This is a genomic window from Serratia sp. CY37869 (assembly GCF_052168895.1).
GTDB lineage: Bacteria > Pseudomonadota > Gammaproteobacteria > Enterobacterales > Enterobacteriaceae > Serratia > Serratia ureilytica.
This window is the reverse complement of sequence record NZ_JBJNLU010000005.1, coordinates 81846-105669: the sequence shown is the minus strand read 5'-3', so window position 1 is coordinate 105669 and position 23824 is coordinate 81846. Positions and strand designations below refer to the sequence as shown.

General features: G+C 58.7%; 20 protein-coding genes, 4 tRNA genes and 1 other RNA gene. 20 read left to right on the top strand and 5 right to left on the bottom strand.

The features are described 5' to 3' along the window. The first annotated feature begins 51 nt into the window (after positions 1-51). The 18 genes from wecA (at position 52) to ACJ8J1_RS21945 (ending at position 15543) form a co-directional block, all read left to right on the top strand. Entirely contained in the window at positions 52-1149 is a 1098-nt protein-coding gene (gene wecA, locus ACJ8J1_RS22030; protein WP_025160399.1) for a UDP-N-acetylglucosamine--undecaprenyl-phosphate N-acetylglucosaminephosphotransferase, read from the top strand. 27 nt (positions 1150-1176) lie between these two features. Continuing rightward, complete coding sequence (gene wzzE / locus ACJ8J1_RS22025) at positions 1177-2232, top strand: ECA polysaccharide chain length modulation protein (RefSeq protein WP_033645043.1); 1056 nt, start codon at positions 1177-1179, stop codon at positions 2230-2232. An 84-nt stretch (positions 2233-2316) separates the two neighbouring features. Then, positions 2317-3447 carry a non-hydrolyzing UDP-N-acetylglucosamine 2-epimerase gene (gene wecB, locus ACJ8J1_RS22020; protein ID WP_033645042.1) on the top strand — a complete coding sequence of 377 codons (1131 nt, stop codon included), beginning with the start codon at positions 2317-2319 and terminating at the stop codon, positions 3445-3447. Next, entirely contained in the window at positions 3444-4706 is a 1263-nt protein-coding gene (gene wecC / locus ACJ8J1_RS22015) for a UDP-N-acetyl-D-mannosamine dehydrogenase (protein WP_033645041.1), read from the top strand. The genes wecB and wecC overlap by 4 nt, the downstream gene beginning before the upstream one ends. Beyond that, complete coding sequence (gene rffG, locus ACJ8J1_RS22010) at positions 4703-5770, top strand: dTDP-glucose 4,6-dehydratase (protein ID WP_033645040.1); 1068 nt, start codon at positions 4703-4705, stop codon at positions 5768-5770. The genes wecC and rffG overlap by 4 nt, the downstream gene beginning before the upstream one ends. Positions 5771-5819: 49 nt before the next feature. Next, positions 5820-6701 (top strand): glucose-1-phosphate thymidylyltransferase RfbA, encoded by an 882-nt coding sequence (gene rfbA, locus ACJ8J1_RS22005; protein WP_033645039.1) that lies wholly within the window; start codon positions 5820-5822, stop codon positions 6699-6701. Next, the gene (gene rffC, locus ACJ8J1_RS22000; RefSeq protein ID WP_033645038.1) at positions 6679-7410 is read left to right on the top strand and encodes a dTDP-4-amino-4,6-dideoxy-D-galactose acyltransferase; all 732 of its coding nucleotides are present in this window, start codon (positions 6679-6681) and stop codon (positions 7408-7410) included. The genes rfbA and rffC overlap by 23 nt, the downstream gene beginning before the upstream one ends. Further along, positions 7397-8527: a dTDP-4-amino-4,6-dideoxygalactose transaminase gene (gene rffA, locus ACJ8J1_RS21995; protein ID WP_033631478.1), complete on the top strand. Its 1131-nt coding sequence runs from the start codon at positions 7397-7399 to the stop codon at positions 8525-8527. The genes rffC and rffA overlap by 14 nt, the downstream gene beginning before the upstream one ends. Position 8528: 1 nt before the next feature. After that, positions 8529-9779 carry a lipid III flippase WzxE gene (gene wzxE / locus ACJ8J1_RS21990; protein WP_033645036.1) on the top strand — a complete coding sequence of 417 codons (1251 nt, stop codon included), beginning with the start codon at positions 8529-8531 and terminating at the stop codon, positions 9777-9779. Next, entirely contained in the window at positions 9776-10861 is a 1086-nt protein-coding gene (locus ACJ8J1_RS21985) for a TDP-N-acetylfucosamine:lipid II N-acetylfucosaminyltransferase (RefSeq protein WP_033645035.1), read from the top strand. Before wzxE ends, ACJ8J1_RS21985 begins: the two co-directional genes overlap by 4 nt. Next, entirely contained in the window at positions 10858-12225 is a 1368-nt protein-coding gene (wzyE, locus tag ACJ8J1_RS21980) for an ECA oligosaccharide polymerase (protein WP_033645034.1), read from the top strand. Before ACJ8J1_RS21985 ends, wzyE begins: the two co-directional genes overlap by 4 nt. Before the next feature lie 14 nt (positions 12226-12239). Beyond that, positions 12240-12980 (top strand): lipopolysaccharide N-acetylmannosaminouronosyltransferase, encoded by a 741-nt coding sequence (gene wecG, locus ACJ8J1_RS21975; protein WP_033645032.1) that lies wholly within the window; start codon positions 12240-12242, stop codon positions 12978-12980. Positions 12981-13345: 365 nt separating this feature from the next. After that, positions 13346-14749, top strand: coding sequence for a bifunctional threonine/serine APC transporter ThrP (gene thrP, locus ACJ8J1_RS21970; RefSeq protein ID WP_004934226.1), 1404 nt, complete (start codon positions 13346-13348; stop codon positions 14747-14749). 135 nt (positions 14750-14884) lie between these two features. Beyond that, positions 14885-14961: transfer RNA gene (locus tag ACJ8J1_RS21965), tRNA-Arg, on the top strand. A gap of 63 nt (positions 14962-15024) precedes the next feature. After that, positions 15025-15100, top strand: a tRNA-His gene (locus ACJ8J1_RS21960). 42 nt (positions 15101-15142) lie between these two features. Continuing rightward, positions 15143-15229, top strand: a tRNA-Leu gene (locus tag ACJ8J1_RS21955). 74 nt (positions 15230-15303) lie between these two features. Beyond that, a tRNA-Pro gene (locus tag ACJ8J1_RS21950) sits at positions 15304-15380 on the top strand. A 34-nt stretch (positions 15381-15414) separates the two neighbouring features. Beyond that, positions 15415-15543, top strand: a non-coding RNA gene (locus tag ACJ8J1_RS21945) — RtT sRNA. Positions 15544-16249: 706 nt separating this feature from the next. Here ACJ8J1_RS21945 and hemY read toward each other — a convergent pair. Genes hemY through hemC form a run of 4 tightly spaced genes read right to left on the bottom strand, consistent with a single transcriptional unit; the run spans position 16250 to position 20275 of the window. Next, the gene (gene hemY / locus ACJ8J1_RS21940) at positions 16250-17446 is read right to left on the bottom strand and encodes a protoheme IX biogenesis protein HemY (protein WP_033645031.1); all 1197 of its coding nucleotides are present in this window, start codon (positions 17444-17446) and stop codon (positions 16250-16252) included. A gap of 3 nt (positions 17447-17449) precedes the next feature. Beyond that, positions 17450-18574, bottom strand: coding sequence for a uroporphyrinogen-III C-methyltransferase (gene hemX / locus ACJ8J1_RS21935; protein WP_033645029.1), 1125 nt, complete (start codon positions 18572-18574; stop codon positions 17450-17452). A 22-nt stretch (positions 18575-18596) separates the two neighbouring features. After that, the gene (hemD, locus tag ACJ8J1_RS21930) at positions 18597-19337 is read right to left on the bottom strand and encodes a uroporphyrinogen-III synthase (RefSeq protein WP_033645028.1); all 741 of its coding nucleotides are present in this window, start codon (positions 19335-19337) and stop codon (positions 18597-18599) included. Further along, entirely contained in the window at positions 19334-20275 is a 942-nt protein-coding gene (gene hemC / locus ACJ8J1_RS21925; protein ID WP_033645026.1) for a hydroxymethylbilane synthase, read from the bottom strand. Before hemC ends, hemD begins: the two co-directional genes overlap by 4 nt. 316 nt (positions 20276-20591) lie before the next feature. Here hemC and ACJ8J1_RS21920 point away from each other — a divergent pair, with 316 nt between their 5' ends. Further along, the gene (locus ACJ8J1_RS21920) at positions 20592-23144 is read left to right on the top strand and encodes a class I adenylate cyclase (protein WP_019452546.1); all 2553 of its coding nucleotides are present in this window, start codon (positions 20592-20594) and stop codon (positions 23142-23144) included. 36 nt (positions 23145-23180) lie between these two features. Here the strand turns inward: ACJ8J1_RS21920 and cyaY are convergent, their stop codons facing one another. After that, positions 23181-23501 (bottom strand): iron donor protein CyaY, encoded by a 321-nt coding sequence (gene cyaY, locus ACJ8J1_RS21915; protein ID WP_033645025.1) that lies wholly within the window; start codon positions 23499-23501, stop codon positions 23181-23183. Positions 23502-23579: 78 nt separating this feature from the next. On the opposite strand from cyaY, the gene lptM reads away from it, so the two are divergent. Then, on the top strand, positions 23580-23786 hold the full coding sequence (lptM, locus tag ACJ8J1_RS21910; protein WP_080273427.1) for an LPS translocon maturation chaperone LptM: 207 nt from the start codon (positions 23580-23582) through the stop codon (positions 23784-23786). The last annotated feature ends 38 nt before the right edge of the window (positions 23787-23824 follow it).

Here is a 23824-nt window from a genome sequence, read left to right as displayed (position 1 = left end):
AAGCCTTAGCCCGTGGTAAGCTGCCTTATCTTCTACAGAGATCTGTTAACTGTGAACTTACTCACTATGAGTACTGAAATTCTATTTGTTTTCCTGTTTTCTTTGGCTTTTCTCTTTGTTGCCCGCAAGGCGGCAAAACGTATTGGTCTGGTAGATAAACCCAATTATCGCAAACGCCATCAGGGGCTGATTCCTCTGGTCGGCGGTATTTCCGTTTATGCCGGGTTGTGCTTCGCGTTTTGGATCTCTGAACAACCCATCGCACACGCCAAGCTTTATCTCACCTGCGCCGGTATTCTGGTGTTTGTGGGGGCGCTCGACGATCGTTTCGATATCAGCGTTAAAATTCGCGCCCTGGTGCAGGCGCTGGTCGGCATCGCCATGATGGTGTTCGCCGGTCTGTATCTGCGCAGCTTCGGCCATGTGCTGGGTGACTGGGAGATGCTGCTGGGGCCGTTCGGCTATCTGGTGACGCTGTTCGCGGTATGGGCGGCGATCAACGCTTTCAATATGGTCGACGGCATCGATGGTCTGCTGGGCGGTTTGTCGTGCGTCTCCTTCGGGGCGCTGGGCCTGCTGCTGTACCTGAGCGGCCATCATGAGCTGGCGTTCTGGTGCTTTGCGATGATCGCCACTATCGTTCCCTATATTTTGCTCAATCTCGGCATCCTCGGCCGCCGTTATAAGGTGTTTATGGGGGATGCCGGCAGCACCCTGATCGGCTTTACCGCCATTTGGCTGCTGCTGCAAAGTTCACAGGGAAAGGCGCACTCGATCAACCCGGTGACCGCGCTGTGGATCATCGCTATTCCGCTGATGGACATGATAGCAATCATGTATCGTCGTTTACGCAAGGGGATGAGCCCCTTCTCTCCCGATCGTCAACATATTCACCACCTGATCATGCGCGCCGGCTTTACGCCGCGGCAGGCTTTCGTGCTGATCACCCTGGCGGCCGCGTTGCTGGCTGCGGTGGGCGTGATCGGCGAACGCCTGACTTTTATCCCTGAGTGGGTTATGTTGGCATTATTCTTGCTTGCCTTCTTCCTGTACGGTTACTGCATCAAGCGCGCCTGGCGGGTTGCGCGGTACATTAAGCGTATCAAGCGCCGGCTGCGGCGTTCGGGCGATAACAAGCAAGTACCTTAACCAGAGACCAGAGGCTTTTTGGCTGTGATGAATCCAGAAACAACGTCTGACAAGCATACCCCGGCGGTGGATAACGAACTCGATATCCGCGGCCTGTGCTGCACCCTGTGGCGCGGCAAACCGTGGATTATCGGCATTGCGGTGCTGTTCGCGGCGGTCGCGCTGATCGTTTCTTACCTGGTTAAGCAAGAGTGGAGCGCCACCGCGATCACCGACAGGCCGACGGTGAATGCGCTGGGCGGTTATTACTCCCAGCAGCAGTTCCTGCGCAATCTGGATGTGCGCACGCTGCCGGCGGCGGCGGCCGGCGATCAGCCGAGCATCGCGGATGAAGCGTACAATGAATTCATCATGCAGCTGGCGGCTTACGACACGCGTCGCGATTTCTGGCTGCAGAGCGATTACTACAAACAGCGTCAGGAAGGGGATGCCCGTGCCGATGCGGCATTGCTCGACGAGCTGATCAATAACATCCTGTTTACGCCGCGCGACGACAAAAAAGTCCCGAACGACGGCGTGAAGCTGACGGCGGAAACCGCCGCGGACGCCAACCGCCTGCTGCGACAATACGTGGCCTTCGCCAGCCACCGCGCAGCCCTGCACCTGAACGAAGAGATCCAGGGCGCGTGGGCCGCTCGCACCACCTCGATGAAGGCACAGGTCAAGCGTCAGGAAGCGGTCGCGGAGTCGGTTTACAAGCGCGAGCTGAACACCACGCAACAGGCGTTGAAAATTGCCGAGAGCCAGGGGATCAGCCGTACGCAAACCGACACTCCGGCCGAACAGTTGCCGGATTCGGATCTGTTCTTGCTGGGCCGGCCAATGCTGCAGGCGCGTCTGGAAGGCCTGCAGGCCTCCGGCCCGACCTACGATCTGGATTACGATCAGAACCGCGCAATGCTGGCGACGCTGAATGTTGGCCCGACGTTGGATGAGAAGTTCCAGACCTATCGCTATTTGCGCACGCCGGAAGAGCCGGTAAAACGCGACAGCCCACGCCGGGTCTTCTGGCTGATTTTGTGGGGCGCGATGGGCGCGTTGGTTGGCGCCGGTGTGGCCTTGGCGCGTCGGCAGCCGAAGTAACCATAGATTTAACTTACCGATGGGCGCTTAGTGCGCTCGGTTCGCAGGTACGCCTGCGCTTAACTGACCAAAAAGAGATTCTCTGTGAAAGTGTTGACTGTTTTCGGCACCAGACCTGAAGCCATTAAAATGGCGCCGCTGGTACATGCTTTGGCTCAGGATGAGGCCTTTGACGCAAAGGTCTGTGTAACGGCGCAGCATCGTGAGATGTTGGATCAAGTATTGCGGTTGTTTGAGATTACGCCGGATTACGACCTGAACATCATGAAACCTGGCCAGGGGCTAACGGAAATCACCTGTCGCATCCTGGAAGGGCTGAAAGGGGTGTTGGAAGAGTTCAAACCTGATGTGGTGCTGGTGCACGGCGATACCACCACCACGCTGGCGACCAGCCTGGCGGCGTTCTATCAGCGAATTCCTGTCGGGCATGTGGAAGCCGGATTGCGTACTGGCGATCTGTACTCCCCTTGGCCTGAAGAAGCCAACCGAACTCTGACGGGGCATTTGGCGAAATTCCATTTTGCGCCGACCGAAAATTCACGTCAAAACCTGCTGCGCGAAACACTGCCGGATAATCAGATTTTCGTGACCGGCAATACGGTAATCGACGCGCTGTTTTGGGTGCGTGATCGGGTGATGAGCGATGCCGCTCTGCAGGCTAGCCTGGCGCAGCGTTACCCGTTCCTCGACGCCGACAAAAAACTGATTCTGGTCACCGGCCATCGCCGGGAAAGTTTCGGCGGCGGTTTTGAGCGGATCTGCAGCGCGTTGGCTCAAATAGCCCGCAACCACCCGGAGGCGCAGGTAGTATATCCGGTGCACCTGAACCCGAATGTCAGCGAGCCGGTCAACCGTATTCTGAAAGGTATCGATAACATCATGTTGATCGAACCGCAGGATTATCTGCCGTTTATTTATCTGATGACCAAAGCGCACCTGATCCTGACCGATTCCGGCGGCATTCAGGAAGAGGCGCCCTCGTTAGGCAAGCCGGTGCTGGTGATGCGCGATACCACCGAGCGCCCGGAGGCGGTGGATGCGGGAACGGTGCGTCTGGTTGGGACCGATGTGACCAAAATCGTTGATACGGTAACTCGGTTGTTGACGGACGAAAGCGAATATCAAGCGATGAGCCGGGCGCATAACCCATACGGTGACGGACATGCCTGCCAGCGTATCCTCGAAGCCTTAAAGAATCATCAGGTGACACTATGAGCTTTGACACTATTTCTGTCATTGGTCTGGGTTATATCGGCTTGCCAACGGCGGCGGCGTTTGCCTCACGCAAGAAAAAAGTGGTGGGCGTTGATGTAAACCAACATGCGGTAGATACCATTAACCGTGGCGCGATCCACATCGTCGAACCGGATCTGGATAAAGTGGTCAAGGACGCCGTTGAGGGCGGTTATCTGCGGGCGGTGACCAAACCGCAGCCGGCCGATGCGTTTCTGATCGCGGTGCCCACGCCGTTCAAGGGCGATCATGAACCCGACCTGAGCTATGTCGAGACAGCGGCGAAGTCGCTGGCGCCGGTGCTGAAAAAAGGCGATCTGGTGATCCTTGAGTCCACTTCGCCGGTGGGCGCCACTGAGCAGGTGGCGGAATGGTTGGCTGAAACGCGCAGCGATCTCAGCTTCCCGCAGCAAGCGGGCGAAGCGGCGGACGTGAATATTGCCTACTGCCCGGAGCGCGTGTTGCCGGGGCAGGTGATGGTGGAGCTGATTAAAAACGACCGTGTGATCGGCGGTATGACGCCGAAGTGCTCGGCGCGCGCCAGTGCGCTATACAAGATTTTTCTCGAGGGTGAATGCGTACTGACTAATGCGCGAACCGCCGAGATGTGCAAGCTGACGGAAAACAGCTTCCGTGATGTGAACATTGCCTTCGCCAACGAGCTGTCGTTGATTTGCGCCGAGCAGGGGATCAACGTCTGGGAACTGATTCGTTTGGCGAACCGTCATCCGCGAGTGAATATTCTGCAGCCTGGCCCGGGCGTCGGCGGCCACTGCATCGCCGTCGACCCGTGGTTTATCGTGGCGCAGAATCCGCAGCAGGCGCGTCTGATCCACACCGCGCGCCTGGTAAACGACGGTAAACCGCTGTGGGTAGTCGACCGGGTGAAAGCGGCGGTGGCCGATTGCCTGGCCGCGACTAACAAGCGCGCGTCCGAGGTGAAAATCGCCTGCTTCGGCCTGGCGTTCAAACCCAATATCGACGATCTGCGTGAAAGCCCGGCGGTGGAAGTTGCCCATTTGATTGCTGATTGGCATTCGGGGGAAACGCTAGTCGTGGAACCTAACGTCGAACACCTGCCGGCATCGTTGGTGGGTCATGTGGCGTTGAAAACGATCGCTGAGGCGTTGCAGCAGGCCGATGTGATCGTGATGTTGGTCGATCATCAGCAGTTCAAGGCCATCCGGCCGGAAGAGATCAAGCAAAGCTGGGTGGTGGATACCAAAGGAGTTTGGCGTTGAAGCGTATCTTAGTCACCGGTGGCGCCGGATTTATTGGTTCTGCGGTCGTGCGACATATCATCGAGGCCACCGGCGACAGCGTAGTGGTGGTGGATAAGCTGACCTATGCCGGTAACCTGGAGTCGCTGGCGGTAGTGGCCGACAGCGATCGTTATGCCTTCGAGCAGATCGACATCTGCGATCGCGTCGGGTTGGATCGGGTGTTTGCCCGCTATCAGCCGGATGTGGTGATGCACCTGGCGGCGGAAAGTCACGTCGATCGCTCTATCGACGGCCCGGCGGCGTTTATCGAGACCAACGTGGTCGGCACTTACACCCTGCTGGAAGCGGCGCGCCACTATTGGCAGCCGTTGGCGGCGGAGAAGAAGCAGGCTTTCCGCTTCCATCATATCTCCACCGACGAAGTGTACGGCGATCTGCATGGCACTGACGATCTGTTCACCGAAACCACGCCCTATGCGCCGAGCAGCCCGTATTCCGCTTCCAAGGCGTCGAGCGATCATCTGGTGCGCGCCTGGCTGCGCACCTATGGTTTGCCGACCCTCGTCACCAACTGTTCGAACAACTACGGCCCTTATCACTTCCCGGAGAAGCTGATCCCGCTGGTTATCCTGAATGCCGTCGCTGGTAAACCGCTGCCGGTATATGGCAACGGCGCGCAGGTGCGCGACTGGCTGTATGTCGAGGATCACGCGCGCGCGCTCTATCAGGTGGTGACCGAAGGCGTGGTGGGCGAAACTTACAATATCGGCGGCCATAACGAGCGCAAGAATATCGAAGTGGTGCAGACCATCTGTGACCTGCTGGAAGAACTGGCGCCGAACAAACCGCAGGGCGTGGCGCACTACCGCGATCTGATCACTTACGTCAAGGATCGTCCGGGCCACGATATGCGTTACGCCATCGACGCTGGCAAGATCGACCGTGAGTTGGGGTGGCGGCCGCAGGAAACGTTCGAAAGCGGCATTCGCAAAACCGTGGTTTGGTACCTGAATAACGAAGTCTGGTGGCGCCGGGTGCAAGACGGTTCTTATGCCGGCGAGCGTTTGGGGCTGTCCGATTGAATGTAGCGCAGTGCTGTCCTTATAAGGCGCTGCGGATTTGGGAGCTAGTATGAAAGGTATTATTCTGGCCGGCGGTTCCGGCACGCGTTTGCATCCGATCACGCGCGGTGTGTCCAAACAGCTGTTGCCGATCTATGACAAACCGATGATTTATTATCCGATGTCGGTGCTGATGTTGGCGGGGATTCGCGACATTTTAATCATCTCGACCCCAGCGGATTTGCCGTCCTTCGAACGTTTGCTGGGTAATGGCGAACAGTTTGGCGTCAATCTCAGCTACGCCGCGCAACCTAAGCCGGAAGGCCTGGCCCAGGCGTTCCTGATCGGCGAGGAGTTCATCAACGGCGATTCTTGCTGCCTGGTGTTGGGAGATAACATCTTCTTCGGCCAGTCTTTCAGTCCGAAATTAAAAACCGTCGCGGCTCGTACCGAGGGCGCCACCGTGTTCGGTTATCAGGTCATGGATTCTGAGCGCTTTGGCGTTGTGGAGTTTGACGACAATTTCCGCGCGCTGTCGATCGAAGAAAAACCGAAAAAACCGAAATCCGATTGGGCGGTAACCGGCTTGTATTTCTACGATAGCCAGGTGGTGGAGTTTGCCAAGCAGGTGAAGCCTTCCGAGCGCGGCGAGCTGGAAATTACCAGCATCAACCAGATGTATCTGGAGCGCGGTGATCTGACTGTCGAGCTGCTGGGGCGCGGTTTTGCCTGGTTGGACACCGGGACTCACGACAGCCTGCTGGAAGCCAGTAGCTTCGTGCAGACGGTCGAGAAACGTCAGGGATTTAAAATCGCCTGTCTGGAAGAGATCGCCTGGCGCAACGGTTGGCTGGATGATGAGGGCGTCAAACGTGCCGCCCACTCCTTGTCCAAAACCGGCTATGGCAAGTATTTGCTGGATTTGCTGCATGTGCGTCCACGCCATTATTGAGCCTTTGTCATGGGAAAGTGAGTTTTTCGCGCTGGACAGCGCGAAACTCATCTTCTCCTCCTCAGCCCCGGTTCTGGCTGAGGCCGACTTGGCGGCTTATGCCCTGGTGCAGGCCAAAATCTCCGCGCAGCAACTGGCCTTGGCGGATGGATTGGCCGATTTCGGCTTCCGCCTGGTTGAGGGCGAGGTCGATCTGGTTTTGGCGCTTGATAACAGGTCGATACTTGAATTTGGTGACCGCGTACAGGCGATACGCTTTGCGACCGAGGCCGATATCCCCGCATTGCGTAGCGCGGCGGCTCAGGCGTTCGCCGCCAGCCGCTTTCGTGCGCCCTGGTATCAACCTGATGACAGCGGCCGGTTTTATGCTTTGTGGATCGAAAAGGCCGTTTTGGGCACCTTCGATCATCAGTGCCTGTTGGCGCTGGACGAACAGGGGCACCCAGAAGGATTCGTCAGCCTGCGCAATTTGGGCGAACGGGAAACACGCATCGGCCTGTTGGCAGCTTTCCCCGGCGCATCCGGCCGGGGGATTGGTTCCAGGCTGATGGCGGCGGCGCTCGCCGAATCCCGGCGTCAGGGGATGCAGCACCTGCGGGTCGCGACCCAGATAGGCAATATCGCCGCATTACGACTCTATCAACGACAGGGTGCCGTGATTGAAAGCACCGCGTACTGGTTATACAGAGGTAGACATGATTCCATTTAACGCACCACCGGTTGTTGGCACTGAACTGGAATATATGCAGGCTGCCATGGGCAGCGGCAAGTTGTGCGGCGACGGCGGTTTTACCCGTCGCTGCCAGCAGTGGATGGAACAGCATTTCGGCAGCGCGAAAGTGCTGTTGACGCCTTCCTGCACCGCGTCGTTGGAAATGGCCGCCATCCTGCTGGATATTCAGCCGGGCGACGAAGTGATCATGCCGAGCTTTACCTTCGTTTCAACCGCCAACGCCTTTGTGCTGCGCGGCGCCAAAGTGGTGTTCGTCGATCTGCGTCCGGACACCATGAACATCGACGAAACCAAAATCGAAGCGGCGATTACCGATAAAACCCGCGCGATCGTGCCGGTACACTACGCCGGCGTCGCCTGCGAGATGGATACCATCATGGCGCTGGCGAAGAAATATAACCTGTTCGTGGTGGAAGACGCCGCGCAGGGCGTGATGTCGACCTATAAAGGCAAGGCATTGGGCACCATCGGCCATATCGGCTGCTTCAGCTTCCATGAAACCAAAAACTATACCGCCGGCGGCGAAGGCGGTGCGACGCTGGTGAACGATCCGGCCCTGATCGATCGGGCGGAAGTCATCCGCGAGAAAGGCACCAACCGCAGCCAGTTCTTCCGTGGCCAGGTCGACAAATATACCTGGCGCGACATCGGCTCCAGCTACTTGATGTCTGACCTGCAGGCCGCCTACCTGTGGGGTCAGCTGGAAGTGGCGGAGCGCATCAACCAGCGCCGCCTGTCGCTGTGGCAGAAGTACTACGACAGTTTCCTGCCGTTGGTTCGGTCAGGCCGTATCGAGTTGCCGAGCATTCCGGCGGACTGCGTGCATAACGCGCACATGTTCTATATCAAGCTGCGCGATATCGAAGAGCGCACGGCCTTTATCGACTACCTGAAGGAAGCCGAAATCATGGCCGTGTTCCACTATATCCCGCTGCATGACTGCCCGGCCGGCGAACAGTTTGGCCGCTTTGCCGGCGAAGACCGTTACACCACGCAGGAAAGTGCGCGTCTGGTGCGCTTGCCGCTGTTCTACAATATGTCCGATGTCAATCAGCGTACGGTAATCAATACCATTCTGAGCTTCTTCGCCTGATATGTCGTTGGCAAAAGCATCGATATGGACCGCCGGCTCTACGCTGATCAAAATTGGCGTGGGGCTATTGGTGGTGAAATTGCTGGCGGTGGCGTTTGGCCCCAGCGGCGTGGGGCAGGCGGGTAACTTTCGCCAGTTGATCACCGTGCTGGGCGTGCTGTCCGGCGCGGGCATTTTTAACGGCATCACCAAATACGTGGCGGAGTACCACCAGGACTCGCAGCGTCTGCGTCTGGCGGTCGGCACCGCGTCGAGCATTGTGCTGGGCTTTTCGACCTTGCTGGCGCTGGTGTTTTTGTTCGCCGCCGAGCCGATCAGCATCGGGCTGTTCGGGCATGCCGATTACGTCGGCGTGGTGCGCGCCGTCGCCTTCATTCAGATGGGCATCGCCTACGCCAACCTGTTCATGGCGGTGCTGAAAGGCTATCGCGACGCGATGGGCAACGCGCTGGCGGTGATCGGCGGCAGCCTGATCGGCGTGGTGGCTTATTATCTGTGCTTCAAGCTGGGCGGCTATGAAGGCGCGCTGGCAGGGCTGGCGTTGGTGCCGGCGTTGGTGGTGCTGCCGGCCGGGCTGATGCTGTGGCGGCGCAAAACGTTGCCGCTGCGCTACCTGGCTCCGCGCTGGGACAAAGGGGTGGCCGGCAACCTCGGCAAATTCACCCTCATGGCGTTGATCACCTCGGTGACGCTGCCGGTGGCCTACGTGATGATGCGTAACCTGTTGGCCGCGCATTACGGTTGGGATGAGGTGGGGATCTGGCAAGGCGTCAGCAGCATTTCCGATGCCTATCTGCAGTTTATCACCGCCTCGTTTACCGTCTATCTGCTGCCGACGCTGTCGCGGTTGACGGACAAGGGCGCCATCTCGCGGGAGATCGTGCGCTCGCTGAAATTCGTGCTGCCGGCGGTAGCGGCGGCGAGCTTTACGGTGTGGTTGCTGCGTGATTTCGCCATCTGGCTGCTGTTCTCGGACAAGTTCGTCGCCATGCGCGATCTGTTTGCCTGGCAGCTGGTGGGCGACGTGCTGAAAGTCGGGGCCTATGTGTTCGGCTATTTGGTGATCGCCAAAGCGTCGCTGCGCTTTTATATCCTGACGGAAGTCAGCCAGTTTCTGCTGCTGACGCTGTTCTCGCACTGGCTGATCCCGCTGCGCGGCGCGCTGGGGGCGGCTCAGGCCTATATGGCAACCTACATCGTGTATTTCGCGCTCTGTAGCTGCGTGTTTCTTATTTATCGTAGACGAGTATGACCACACTGATTCACGTTCTGGGATCCGATATCCCGCATCATAACCAGACGGTGCTGCGCTTCTTCAACGACGTGCTGGCGCCGCGTTTGCCGGCTGAGCAGACGCGGCATTTTATGGTGGCGGCCAAGGATGTGGCGGCACTGGGGGATTTCCCCGCCCTGAACATTGAGCCTTACGCCGACAAGAAGAGCCTGGCGGCGGCGGTGATCGCCCGCGCCCAGGCCGATCGCGATGCGCGCTTCTTCCTGCACGGTCAGTTTAACCCGGGGCTGTGGCTGGCGCTGCTGAGCGGCAAGATCAAGGCGCATCAGGTCAGTTGGCATATTTGGGGTGCCGATCTGTACGAAGACGCCACCAGCTGGAAATTTCGGCTGTTTTACCTGCTGCGCCGCATTGCTCAGGGGCGAGTGGGGAACGTGTTCGCCACCCGCGGCGACGTGATCCACTATCAGCAGCGCCATGCGCGGGTGCCGGCCTCGTTGTTGTACTTCCCGACGCGGATGGATCCGGCGCTGACCGACGTTCACGTCGAGAAAAATCTGGCCGGGCCGATGACGATTCTGGTGGGCAACTCCGGCGATCGCAGCAACCGGCATATCGAAGCGCTGCAGGCGATACATCAGCAGTTCGGCGCTGACGTGCGCGTGATCCTGCCGATGGGCTATCCGGCCAATAACGACGCCTACATCGAGCAGGTGCGCGCCGCCGGGTTGCCGCTGTTCGGCGAGAAAAACCTGCAGCTGCTCACGCAGCAGGTGGCGTTTGAGGACTACCTCAACATCCTGCGCGCCTGCGATCTGGGTTATTTCATTTTCAATCGCCAGCAGGGGATAGGCACCCTGTGTCTGCTGATTCAGTTTGGCGTGCCTTTCGTGCTCAGCCGGCAGAACCCGTTCTGGCAGGATTTGGCGGAACAGCACCTGCCGGTGCTGTTCTACGGCGACTCGCTCGACGAGGCGGTGGTGCGCGAAGCGCAGCGTCAGCTGGCGGCGGTGGATAAGCAGACGATCGCCTTCTTTAATCCGAACTATGTCGATGGCTGGCAGCAAGCCCTGGCGCTGGCGGCGGGAGAGCACTCATGACGTTGGCGCAATTCGGCGGTCTGTTCGTCGTCTACCTGGTCAGCCTGACGTTTATTCTGACGCTGACCTACCAGGAGTTTCGGCGCGTGCGCTTTAACTTCAACGTCTTCTTCTCGCTGCTGTATTTGCTGACGTTTTATTTCGGCTTCCCGCTGACCTGTCTGCTGGTGTTTCAGTTTGACGTCGAGGTGGTGCCGGTGGAGTTTCTGCTGTACGCCTTGCTGTCGGCGACGGCGTTTTACGCCATCTATTACGTCACCTACAAGACCCGGCTGCGCAAGCGCCGCTCTCAGCCGCGCGCGGCGCTGTTCACCATGAACCGGGTGGAAACCCATATGACCTGGGTGCTGCTGGCGCTGGTGGCGATCGGGACCGTGGGTATCTTCTTCATGCAGAACGGCTTCCTGCTGTTCAAGCTCAATTCCTACAGCCAGATCTTCTCCAGCGACGTGTCCGGCGTGGCGCTCAAACGGTTCTTCTACTTCTTCATTCCGGCGATGCTGGTGGTCTATTTCCTGCGGCAGGATCTGCGCGCCTGGTTCTTGTTCCTGGTGGCGACGGTGGCGTTCGGCATTTTGACCTACGTGATCGTCGGCGGCACCCGCGCCAATATCATCATCGCCTTCGCGCTGTTCCTGTTTATCGGCATCGTGCGCGGCTGGATCACGCTGTGGATGTTGGCGGCGGCCGGCATATTCGGCGTGGTCGGCATGTTCTGGCTGGCGTTGAAGCGCTACAGCCTGGACGTCAGCGGCGCGGAAGCGTTTTATACCTTCCTCTATCTGACCCGAGACACTTTCTCGCCGTGGGAAAATCTGGCGCTGCTGCTGCAAAATTACGACAAGATCGATTTCCAGGGCCTGGCGCCGATCCTGCGTGATTTCTACGTCTTTATCCCAACGTGGCTATGGCCGGGCCGGCCGGACGTGGTGCTGAACTCGGCCAACTATTTTACCTGGGAAGTGCTGAACAACCACTCCGGGCTGGCGATATCCCCGACGCTGATCGGTTCGCTGGTGGTGATGGGCGGCGCGCTGTTCATCCCGCTCGGCGCGATTCTGGTGGGCATGATCATCAAGTGGTTCGACTGGCTGTATGAGTTGGGCAAAACCGAACCGAACCGCTATAAGGCGGCTATCCTGCAAGGATTCTGCTTCGGCGCGGTGTTCAACATGATCGTGTTGGCGCGCGAAGGGGTGGACTCATTCGTTTCGCGCGTGGTGTTCTTCTGCATTATTTTCGGCGCCTGTCTGGTGCTGGCGAAGTTGCTGTATTGGCTGTTCGATACCGCCGGGCTCATCAAGGCCAGAGTGACGCGCGCCCGCGCGCTGGCCTCTCCCCCACGGGCGGACGGTTTTTTGTAAGGGTAATGACGACGATGGAAACAAAGATTTCGGTGCCGCAGTATGAGCTGCGCGGTTTCAGCCTGTGGGGCTTTCGCGATATGGCGCACTGCATGGACTTTTTGTTCGACGGCGGCCGAGTCAAACAGGGCACGTTGGTGGCCATGAATGCGGAAAAGATCCTGAAGGCGGAAGAGGACCCGGCGCTGCATGCGTTGCTGGATGAAGCGGAGTACAAGTACGCCGACGGCATCAGCATGGTGCGCTCGATTCGCCGCAAATACCCGGCGGCGGACGTTTCGCGCGTCGCGGGCGCCGATCTTTGGGAAGCCTTGATGCAGCGCGCCGGCCGTGAAGGCACGCCGGTCTTCCTGGTCGGCGGCAAGCCGGAGGTGCTGGCGGAAACCGAACGGAAGCTGCGCAGCCAGTGGAACGTTAACCTGGTGGGCAGCCAGGACGGCTATTTCAAACCGGAGCAGCGAGAGGCGCTGTTCGAGCGTATTCGCGCCAGCGGCGCCGCCATCGTGACGGTGGCGATGGGATCGCCGAAGCAGGAGATCCTGATGCGCGACTGCCGCAAGGTGCATCCGCAGGCGCTGTATATGGGCGTGGGCGGCACCTACGACGTGTTTACCGGCCATGTGAAGCGTGCGCCCAAGGTGTGGCAGAAACTCGGTCTGGAGTGGCTTTACCGCCTGCTCAGCCAGCCCAGCCGTATCGGCCGGCAGCTGAAGCTGTTGAAGTTTGTCGGCTACTACTACAGCGGTAAAATGTAATCGCTTATCCGGGGTGGAATGTGTCGGTTCGCCCCGGTCTGCTGTACCAATAATCTGCTTTTGCCTATTTCTCCCGCATATCTATAACCCCCAGCCCTAAACGTCGCCGCATTTATTCCATAAAGTTTTAAATTGCGGTTTGCTTATAGCGACGAAATGCGAAACGATACCGCCCGGAAATTATCCCTGGCCGCTGAAGCCTGATGCGACAGCGCTGAACGATGTTCTTCTCACGGTAACTTCGCTCCGACTACCCGTTGATGCCAACTCGAACGGCAGGGGATGATTTATTCTTTTAATAATGACAATAACGACCGGCAGCGGCCGGCAGGCAAACACAACCCGAGAAAAATTATTGAGGATTTATGGCACACAAAGAGAAACCGCAAGGGCTACACCGAGGCCTTGAGGCCCGGCACATCGAGCTTATCGCTCTCGGGGGCACCATTGGTGTCGGCCTGTTTATGGGATCGGCCAGTACGCTGAAATGGGCCGGGCCGTCGGTACTGCTGGCTTACATCATCGCCGGGCTGTTCGTGTTCTTCATTATGCGTTCGATGGGGGAGATGCTGTTCCTCGAGCCGGTCGCCGGGTCGTTCGCCGTTTACGCGCATAAATACATGAATCCCTATTTCGGCTACCTGACTGCCTGGGGGTACTGGTTTATGTGGATCGCCGTCGGCATTTCCGAGATCACCGCCATCGGGGTGTATGTGCAGTTCTGGTTCCCGGAAATACCGCAGTGGGTCCCCGCGCTGATCGCCGTGGCGATGGTGGCGCTGGCCAACCTGGCGGCGGTGCGCCTGTACGGTGAGCTGGAGTTCTGGTTCGCCATGATCAAGGTCACCACCATCATCGTGATGATTCTGGTGGGGCTGGGGGTGATCTTCTTCGGTTTCGGCAACGGCGGTGAACCTATCGGTTTCGCCAATCTGACGGCGCACGGCGGCTTCTTTGCCGGCGGCTGGAAGGGCTTCCTGTTTGCGCTGTGCATCGTGGTGGCGTCCTATCAGGGGGTTGAGCTGGTGGGCATTACCGCCGGGGAAGCCAAAAACCCGCAGGTGACGCTGAAACGTGCGATCAACAATATCCTGTGGCGCATCCTGATCTTCTATGTCGGCGCGATCTTCGTCATCGTGACCATCTTCCCTTGGAACGGCATCGGCACTACCGGCAGCCCGTTCGTGCTGACCTTCGCCAAGATCGGCATCGTCGCCGCTGCCGGCATCATTAACTTTGTGGTACTGACCGCCGCGCTTTCCGGTTGCAATAGCGGCATGTACAGCGGCGGCCGCATGCTGTACGCCCTGGCCAAGAATCGCCAACTGCCGGCGGCGCTGACCAAGCTTTCCGCCAGCGGCGTGCCGGTCAACTGCATCGCCGTCACCATCGGCTGCCTGTTGGTGGGCTCCGCGCTGAACTACATCATCCCTAATCCGGAGCAGGTGTTCGTCTATGTCTACAGCGCCAGCGTGTTGCCGGGCATGGTGCCGTGGTTCGTGGTGCTGATAAGCCAGCTCTATTTCCGCCGCGCGCACAAGGAAGCGATCAAAAACCACAGCTTTAAGTCGATCATGTTCCCGTATGTGAACTATCTGACCATCGCTTTTCTGGTTTGCGTGCTGGTCGGCATGGGAATCAACCCGGATACGCGAATTTCCCTGCTGGTCGGGGCGATTTTCTTAGCAGGCGTCAGCCTGTGCTACTTCGCTTTCGGCATGCATAAGAAACATCATCCGGCTGAAAATCGGGTAGAAACGCGGCAATAAACGGTGAAAAGGGGCTACGGAGTGCGCTTTCCTGCGCAGGAGTGAGCAAAGCGTAATCAAACGCAACATTTCTGCGAAAAAGCACTAGACAGGATTGGCGTAAATCCGTAGTATCCCCTCCCGCAACGGCGCTACGCGCCCGTAGCTCAGCTGGATAGAGCGCTGCCCTCCGGAGGCAGAGGTCTCAGGTTCGAATCCTGTCGGGCGCGCCATTAAGTTTGTGCGCAGGAGCTGCGGTGGTAATATTACCGCGTGAGTAAGAAGAAGTAGTAATGGTGGCTATAGCTCAGTTGGTAGAGCCCTGGATTGTGATTCCAGTTGTCGTGGGTTCGAGTCCCATTAGCCACCCCACTTCCTAAGCGAAGTGAAGATTTAGCAGTATTTTGTGACAGTGCGAAGGTGGCGGAATTGGTAGACGCGCTAGCTTCAGGTGTTAGTGTTCTTACGGACGTGAGGGTTCAAGTCCCTCTCTTCGCACCACGCAAAATATCTGATAAATATAAGATTTATATGGACAACGGTCTGATAAATCGGGTAGTATGAGCAACACAAATCGGCGAGTAGCGCAGCTTGGTAGCGCAACTGGTTTGGGACCAGTGGGTCGGAGGTTCGAATCCTCTCTCGCCGACCACTTTCAAAGAAACCGACGCAAGTCGGTTTTTTTACGCCTGCAGTTTATGAGGATGAGCACCTCCGCAGGAGGTTCGAGCCTCGCGAAGCGAAACAACGTTGCTTTAGCAACGGCCCGCTGGGCGTTACATCCTGGGGCGCGCGTCATCTTTCTCTCGCCGACCAGTTTCAAAGAAACCGACGTAAGTCGGTTTTTTTACGTCCGCCGTTTATGAGGGTAAGTCCTTCCCGCCGCGACGAAACGCATAGCGACCAACCCGTGCAGCATTGCACGGGTTTTTGCGTATCTGAACATTGGCATTTTGTCTCAACCGGCACGTGTGTAGGTTTTCAGCGACAATGTGGTTCGACGTTGTCGCCAGCTTGAGACACATAATTAATTGATTTTAAACATTAAAATTGGCTTTGGCTTAAGTCGTCGTTTTGCGGCGACAGCGCCAGATCGGCCGTGGGTAAAGAACGACAGGGGACGGCATGCTGAGAGAAAGTTAGGCGTAAATAAAAATTCAATATTTTCAATTAATTGAATGCTATTTTTTATAGAGACTTTCCTGGATCTGAAAGTTGGCACGCCAAGTGCAATACCTACAGCGTAGATGCTCATTCCATTTCTTATGTTCGCCTTAGGCTTCATAAACCCTGGGAATGACGCAGAGCCGATTTAGGGTGCCTATCGCCCACGAGAACGATGACTAACCCGTCATCACGCTCAGGGCAAAACGTTGAGTGAGGCACCGCCCCTGTTGTCCTAGACCTGATTGCTTCTTTATACACTTGCCATGCGGCAAGTGTTTTTTTTTGCGCTTCAGCAAGCTAACGGGCAAAAAAAAGCGTGGCACCGAGGCCACGCTTTCTCTGCCGGGCGGGCCGTTATTCGCCGCCGTTCTGTTTCAGCGTCAACATCAGTCCTTCACGCCGCATCTGCGCCGCTTCATCCGAACGATGCAGTTTCTCCAGCGTATCGGCCAGCCAGGCGTAATCGTAGGCGTCCGGACGCTGTTTCAGCGCTTCGCGGAAGGCGTCGGCCGCCTGCTGCCACTCGCCGTGCTTCATCAGCAACTGCCCCAGCGTGCTGTTCAACAGCGGCGTCGCGCCGTGCTGCTTCATCTGCTGACGCAGCGCTTTCTCAAGCTGCTCGGGGTTGCCGGACTTCAGCCGTGGCAGCAACAGCACCAGGCGCTCGTCATATTGGCGTTTCAGGCCGTCGAGCACAATCTCCTGCGCCAGTTCGTGGTCGTTGCATTCGATGAGGTGCTCCACCATCGCGATTTGCAGCGGCACTTCGTGACGCGTCTTGCGGCTCTGATCTTTCCACCAGCGTTTCAGGCCTTCGCTGCCTTCGTCCGCCATCGCCTGATTCATCAGCCCGATGTAAGCCTGTTGCTGCAACGCCTGCAGTTGCTCTTCGCTGTGCAGTTCGATTTTACGCATCGACGGCAGCACTTCCAGCAGCGACGCATAGGCGCCGGTGCGCAGATAGGCTTGTTCCGCCAGGCGCAACACTTCCGGATGGCGCGGCGCCTGGTTCAGCAGGCGATCGACGCCGTGGCGCGCGGCGTGGTTCTCGCCCTGCGCCAGCTGGATGCGAACCCGGGTGATATCCACCGGTAGCTGATCGGTATCGGCGGCTTCGGCGGCCCGCTCCAGATACTGATTGGTACGGAAGTCATCGCCGCGTTGCTGCGCAGCCTCGGCGGCCAGCAGATAGTTCACCACCGGTTGCTCAGCGTGATCGGCGTTGCGCGTCATCAGTTTTTCAACCTGCTTGTAGTCGCCCTCCGCCAGTTTGATCAGCGCGGCTTTGGTTTGCTGACGCGCGCGGGTGCGCTTGCGGCCGATAAACCAACCGCGCGTGCGGGCGCCGGTACGGAAGATGCGGCGCAGGATCCACTCGATCGCCAGCAGCACCACGAACAGCAGCACCAACATGATCACCAGGCCGGTGACGCTGGTTTCAATATTGTAGTTATCGGTCTGGATCAGCACATAGCCCTGATGCCCGGCCAACATCGGCCCGAGCACCACGCTGGCGATCACCACCAGGAACAGAAATAGCACGCGTAACATGGCTTAACCCTCCTGATGAGCGGCAGGGGACTGGGTCATCAGGTTGCGCACCCGGGTCTGCATCACTTTCTCGAGCAGCGGCTGGCTTTTCAGCTGATCCGGCACGTCCATCGAGATCGACTGTTGGCTCAGGCTGTCCAGCTCTTCAAGGAAGGCCTTGGTCGCCGGGTCGGTGGTGTCGAAATAGGCGCGCACCCAAGTGGAGACGGTTTCCAGCGACTGCTTGTAGGTCTCGTTCTGGTGACGCGGAATGGCCTGTGCGGCCACCAGCAGGCGCGAACGGATGTTTTCGCGCAGGTAGATGTCCTGATTCGGGGCCAGCAGCGGTTCGGCGCTGGTATCGCGACGGCGGATGGTGATGAAGTCGGCCATGAAATTGCGCCAGCTCTTGGCCAGGTTCTGCCGCCATTCGCCGATCGAGCCGGAGAGCTCGCTGCTGTTTTGATCCATCGGCGCTTCGTCGGTGTCGTTATCGGCCAGGCGCAGGTTATCCACCTGATTGGACAGCTGATTGACCTTGAGGATGATGCCGTCGTAATCGACCTGGGTCAGCGTAGAAAGCGTGCTGATGTCTTCGGTAATGGCGCGGCGCACGTCGAGCAGGCTCGGATCGTTCATGTCCGCCAGGCTGGCGTCGGCGCTTTTCAGCAGCGCGGCGGCGCTGGTCACGTCCTGATCGCTCCACAGCTTGCGGCCGGCCATTTTCACCAGGAAATCGGCCTGCGCCAGCAGCCAGGTTTTGGCGTCGCTGCCGGAGATGGTCGCCACTTTTTCCTGCAGCTCGCTCAGTTGGCGCGCCAGGTTCGCCTGCTCGCGATCGGCGGCGTCCAGGGTTTTACCCTGTTGTTGCAACAAGCCTTCCAGCGCATTTCTTTCCTGCTGCTGGCTCTGCTTCACGCCGTCAAGCTGCTGCTGCAGCGCCTGATTGGCGGCGATCAGCTGTTGTGCCTGCTTATGCGTATGGTAATAACCGCCCGCGCCGAGGGCGATGACCAGCACGATAGCGATCGCGCCGAGCACCGGGCCGGTGTTCTTGCCTTTGCGGCTGGCAGCGGCTGGCTGCTGGGAGCTCTCAACCGCGGTGGTGGGTTCTTCAACCGGGGCGGCTGGGGTATTTTGTTCCGTCATAGTGGCACATCCCATAGTCAGATTATTGTAGCGCGCGGATCAGCGCGTCATTATCGGCGTTGTCAGCTACCCGAATCGTACGCCAGCCCAATTCCCGGGCGAGGGTAGCCAGGCGTTCGCTCACTACTACCAGGCGGCAACGCAGCAGCCATGAAGAACGATAGTAATCAGGAACTAAAGTATAGAGCTGTTGTAACATTTCACCGCTGGTCACCACCAGCGTATCCACACCGGCGCGCTGCCAGTGGGCGCTTTGCTCGCTGCCGTCGTAGTGCACCGGGCTGCGTTGATAACATTCATAATAGCTGACGTCGGCGCCGCGCTCGCTCAGCGTCGACCCTAACAGTTCGCGGCCGCCGTTGCCGCGTAAAATCAGCGCGCGTTTGCCCGCCAATTTTTGCAGCGCCGGCAGCAACAGCAGCGTTTCGCTGATCTCGCGTTCGCGCGGGTATTCCACCGGCAAACTGCTGATGCGGTGCAGCGCCAGCCCGGTGGTGCGGCCGATGGCGTAATAAGCCAGGTGAGCGGGCCAGCTCAGCCCGGCGCGGCCGATAACCGAATCGGCATAACTCACCGAATGTTGCGACAGCACGAACACCAGATCGCCGGCGCTAAGCTGCTGCAACGCCTGCGGCAGCTTCGGCAGGTCGCCGCCCGGCGCGAAGTCGATCAGCGGTGCATGATAGGCAACCCGGCCGAGTGCGCGCAGCCGGCTCACTAACAGCTCCCCCGAAGGCGATGGGCGGGTTACCAGGATCGTCATGCCGGCGGATTTCCCTGATAAACCTCGCGCAGGATCTCGCGCGCGCCGCGCGCCAGCAACTCTTCCGCCAGCTCAATGCCCATCCGTTCGGCCTCGGCGGCCGGGCCGCGGCGTTCGCCGCGCACCATCTGGCTGCCGTCCGGCGCGCCGACCAGGGCGCGCAGCCACAGGCTGTCGCCATCCAGTTCGGCATAGCTGCCGATCGGCACCTGGCAGCCGCCTTCCAGGCGGGTATTCATCGCCCGCTCGGCGCGCACGCGGGTTTCGGTGGCCGCATGGTTCAGCGGCGCCAGCAGCGCGCGGGTGACGCTGTCGTCGAGACGGCATTCAATGCCGACTGCACCCTGGCCGACCGCCGGCAGGCACTCTTCGGCGCTCAGCGGGCTGCGGATGCGTTGCTCCAGGCCTAAACGCTTCAGGCCGGCCACCGCCAGGATAATCGCGTCGTAGTCGCCGTTGTCCAGCTTGGCCAGGCGAGTGCCGACGTTACCGCGCAGGTCACGCACGACAAGATCCGGGCGGCGTTCACGCAGCTGGCACTGACGGCGCAGGCTGGAGGTGCCGACCACGCTGCCCAGCGGCAGCTGATCGAGCGAGGCGAAACGATTGGAAACAAAAGCGTCGCGCGGATCTTCGCGTTCGCAAATGGTGGTCAAACCGAGCCCGGCAGGGAAATCGACCGGCACGTCTTTCATCGAATGCACGGCGATGTCGGCGCGGCCTTCCAGCAGCGCGAGCTCGAGTTCTTTAACAAACAGGCCTTTACCGCCGACTTTCGCCAACGGCGTATCCAGAATAACGTCGCCGCGGGTGACCATCGGCACCAACTCGACCTGCAGGCCGGGATGGCAGGCCATCAGACGTTGCTGCACATAATGTGCTTGCCAAAGTGCAAGCGGGCTTTGTCGGGTGGCAATTCGAATAATTTTGTCTAACATGCTTGTTACCGTTTTTATATTTCGCCATCCATCCTACCACTGAGAGTCAATACTGTCAGTGCAAGAAGCCGGAGGCGGAAAAAGGACAACGGAATCAAAGGGACGTGTGATGTGCTTTGGGGCAGTTAACACTGCGGGTAAATCGTTTAGGGAAGCGCTACAATAATTGTGAAGCGTTACCTCCTTTACGGTCAATCAGCAAGGTGTTAAATTGATCACGTTTCCAGCAATAAGTCGCCAAATATTCTTCTTACACTAACGGCGCTTATGGAATACGGGTTTTTTTCTAAACACCGGGATAATCAGGCGAGACGTCTTGTACCTCTACATCGAGACATTGAAGCAGAGACTGGATGCGATCAATCAGCTACGCGTCGATCGCGCCCTGGCGGCTATGAAGCCCGCGTTTCAACGGGTATACAGTCTGCTGCCCACCTTACTGCACCACCACCACCCGCTGATGCCGGGTTACCTGAACGGTAACGTTCCCCACGGCATTTGCCTCTACACGCCTGATGAAACTCAACAAGATTACCTGAACGATTTAGAAGACAAATGGGGTAGCCCGTTTGACAAACCGGCCAGCGGCGAGCTGCCGATCACCGGCGTCTATTCGATGGGCAGCACCTCGTCTATCGGCCAAAGCTGCAGCTCGGATCTCGACATCTGGGTCTGCCACCAGTCCTGGCTGGACAACGAAGAACGCACCCGCCTGCAGCAAAAATGCAGCCTGCTTGAGAAGTGGGCCGCGTCGATGGGGGTGGAAGTCAGCTTCTTCCTGATCGACGAAAACCGCTTCCGCCATAATGAAAGCGGCAGCCTGGGCGGCGAAGACTGCGGCTCGACGCAGCACATCCTGTTGCTGGACGAGTTCTACCGCACCGCGGTGCGCCTGGCCGGCAAACGCATCCTGTGGAACATGGTGCCGGGCGAAGAAGAAGCGCACTACGATGAATACGTGCTGTCGCTGTACGCGCAGGGCGCGCTGACGCCGAACGAGTGGCTGGATCTCGGCGGCCTGAGTTCGCTGTCGGCGGAAGAGTACTTCGGCGCCAGCCTGTGGCAGCTGTACAAGAGCATCGATTCGCCTTACAAGGCGGTGCTGAAAACACTGCTGCTGGAAGCCTATTCCTGGGAATACCCCAATACCCAACTGCTGGCGACGGACATCAAACATCGCCTGCACCAGGGCGAGATCGTCAGCTTCGGGCTCGACGCCTACTGCATGATGCTCGAGCGCGTCACCCGCTACCTGACCGACATCAACGACACCACCCGCCTCGATTTGGCCCGTCGCTGTTTCTACCTGAAAGTGTGTGAAAAGCTGTCGCTGGCCAAGGCCTGCGTCGGCTGGCGGCGCGAGATCCTCAGCCAATTGGTCAGCGAGTGGGGCTGGAGCGAAGAGCGTCTGGCGATGCTGGACAACCGCGCCAACTGGAAGATCGAGCGAGTGCGCGAAGCGCACAACGAACTGCTCGACGCGATGATGCAGAGCTACCGCAACCTGATCCGTTTCGCCCGCCGCAACAACCTCAGCGTCAGCGCCAGCCCGCAGGATATCGGCGTGCTGACCCGCAAACTGTATGCGGCGTTCGAAGCGCTGCCCGGCAAGGTGACGCTGGTGAACCCGCAGATCTCGCCGGACCTGTCGGAAAACGATTTAACCTTTATTCATGTGCCGGTTGGCCGCGCCAACCGCACCGGCTGGTACCTGTATAATCAGGCACCGGCTATGGATTCGATCGTCAGCCATCAGCCGCTGGAATATAACCGCTACCTGAACAAGCTGGTGGCCTGGGCCTATTTCAACGGCCTGCTGACGCCGCAGACCCGCCTGCACATCAAGAGCGGCAATCTGTGCGACACCGCCAAGCTGCAGGAGCTGGTGGCCGACGTTTCCCATCACTTCCCGCTGCGCCTGCCGGCACCGACGCCGAAAGCGTTGTACAGCCCGTGCGAGATTCGCCATCTGGCGATCATCGTCAATCTGGAAAACGATCCGACCGCCGCCTTCCGCAATCAGGTGGTGCACTTCGATTTCCGCAAGCTGGACGTGTTCAGCTTCGGCCAGCAGCAGCAGTGTTTGGTGGGCAGCATCGATCTGCTGTATCGCAACTCCTGGAACGAAGTGCGCACCCTGCATTTCAGCGGCGAGCAGTCGGTGCTGGAAGCATTGAAAACCATTCTCGGCAAAATGCACCAGGACGCCGCACCGCCGGAGTCGGTGGAAGTGTTCTGCTACAGTCAGCACCTGCGCGGCCTTATTCGCACCCGCATTCAGCAGCTGGTGTCTGAGTGCATCGAGCTGCGCCTGTCCAGCACCCGGCTGGAACCCGGCCGCTTCAAGGCGGTGCGCGTCGCCGGGCAAACCTGGGGGCTGTTCTTCGAGCGCCTGAGCGTGTCGGTGCAGAAGCTGGAGAACGCGGTGGAGTTTTACGGCGCCATCTCCAACAACAAGCTGCACGGCCTGTCTATCAAGGTGGAAACCGATCAGGTGCATCTGCCGCCGGTGGTGGACGGTTTCGCCAGCGAGGGGATCATCCAGTTCTTCTTCGAAGACACCTCAGACGACAAGGGCTTCAACATCTATATTCTGGATGAGTCGAATCGGGTAGAGGTGTATCACCACTGCGAGGGCAGCAAAGAGGAGCTGGTGCGCGACGTCAGCCGCTTCTATTCCTCGTCGCACGACCGCTTTACCTACGGCTCGAGCTTCATCAACTTCAACCTGCCGCAGTTCTATCAAATCGTGCAGCTCGACGGGCGCACGCAGGTGATCCCGTTCCGCAGCAACGTGCTGTCCAGCCTGTGCGTGACGGTGGCCGACGGCGCCGCTCAGCCGCTGAAGCAGCAGTTCCAGCTGCATTGACGCCGCAAGGGCTCGGTTGCCGAGCCCTGCTTAGCCTCAGGAAAAACTCAGTTCCTCGCCGGCCTGCGCGCTGGCCGCTTCGCTGAGCAGTTGGTAAAACGGCTGCCCGCTGCGATCGCATACCCAGACGCCGTCGCGGTAGTTGAAGTGGTAACCGCCGGCCTTGGTGGCGAGCCACACCTGGTGCAGCGGCTCCTGGCGGTTGATGACGATTTTGGTGCCGTTTTCGAAGCTCAGCGTCATCACGCCGCCATTGGTTTCGTAATCGATATCCGCATCGCCGTCAAAATCGTCCAGTGTCTCTTCAATATTCAGCATCAGCTGGTCGGCCAACTGGTGAAACTCACTGTCGTTCATATTCAATTCCTATTGCTTTTCATGATCCACCTGCGATTATAGAGACCTTGGACGCATGAATTACAGGCATTAATGCAAATGAAAAAACAACTACGCTATGCGCTGATGGCCGTTCTGGTTACCGGCCTCGCCGGCTGTGGTCTGAAAGGCCCGCTTTACTTCCCACCTGCCGACTCCGCCGGCCAAAAACCGGCCAAACCGCCGGTGCAAACGGGCGATCAGGTGCAAAAGAACCAGCAGGAGCAGTCTGGCTCTCAGCAAAAACCGTCGATGGTTGCCCAGTAACACCCGGTTTGCGGTGGCGAGCGCCGCCGCAAAATCAA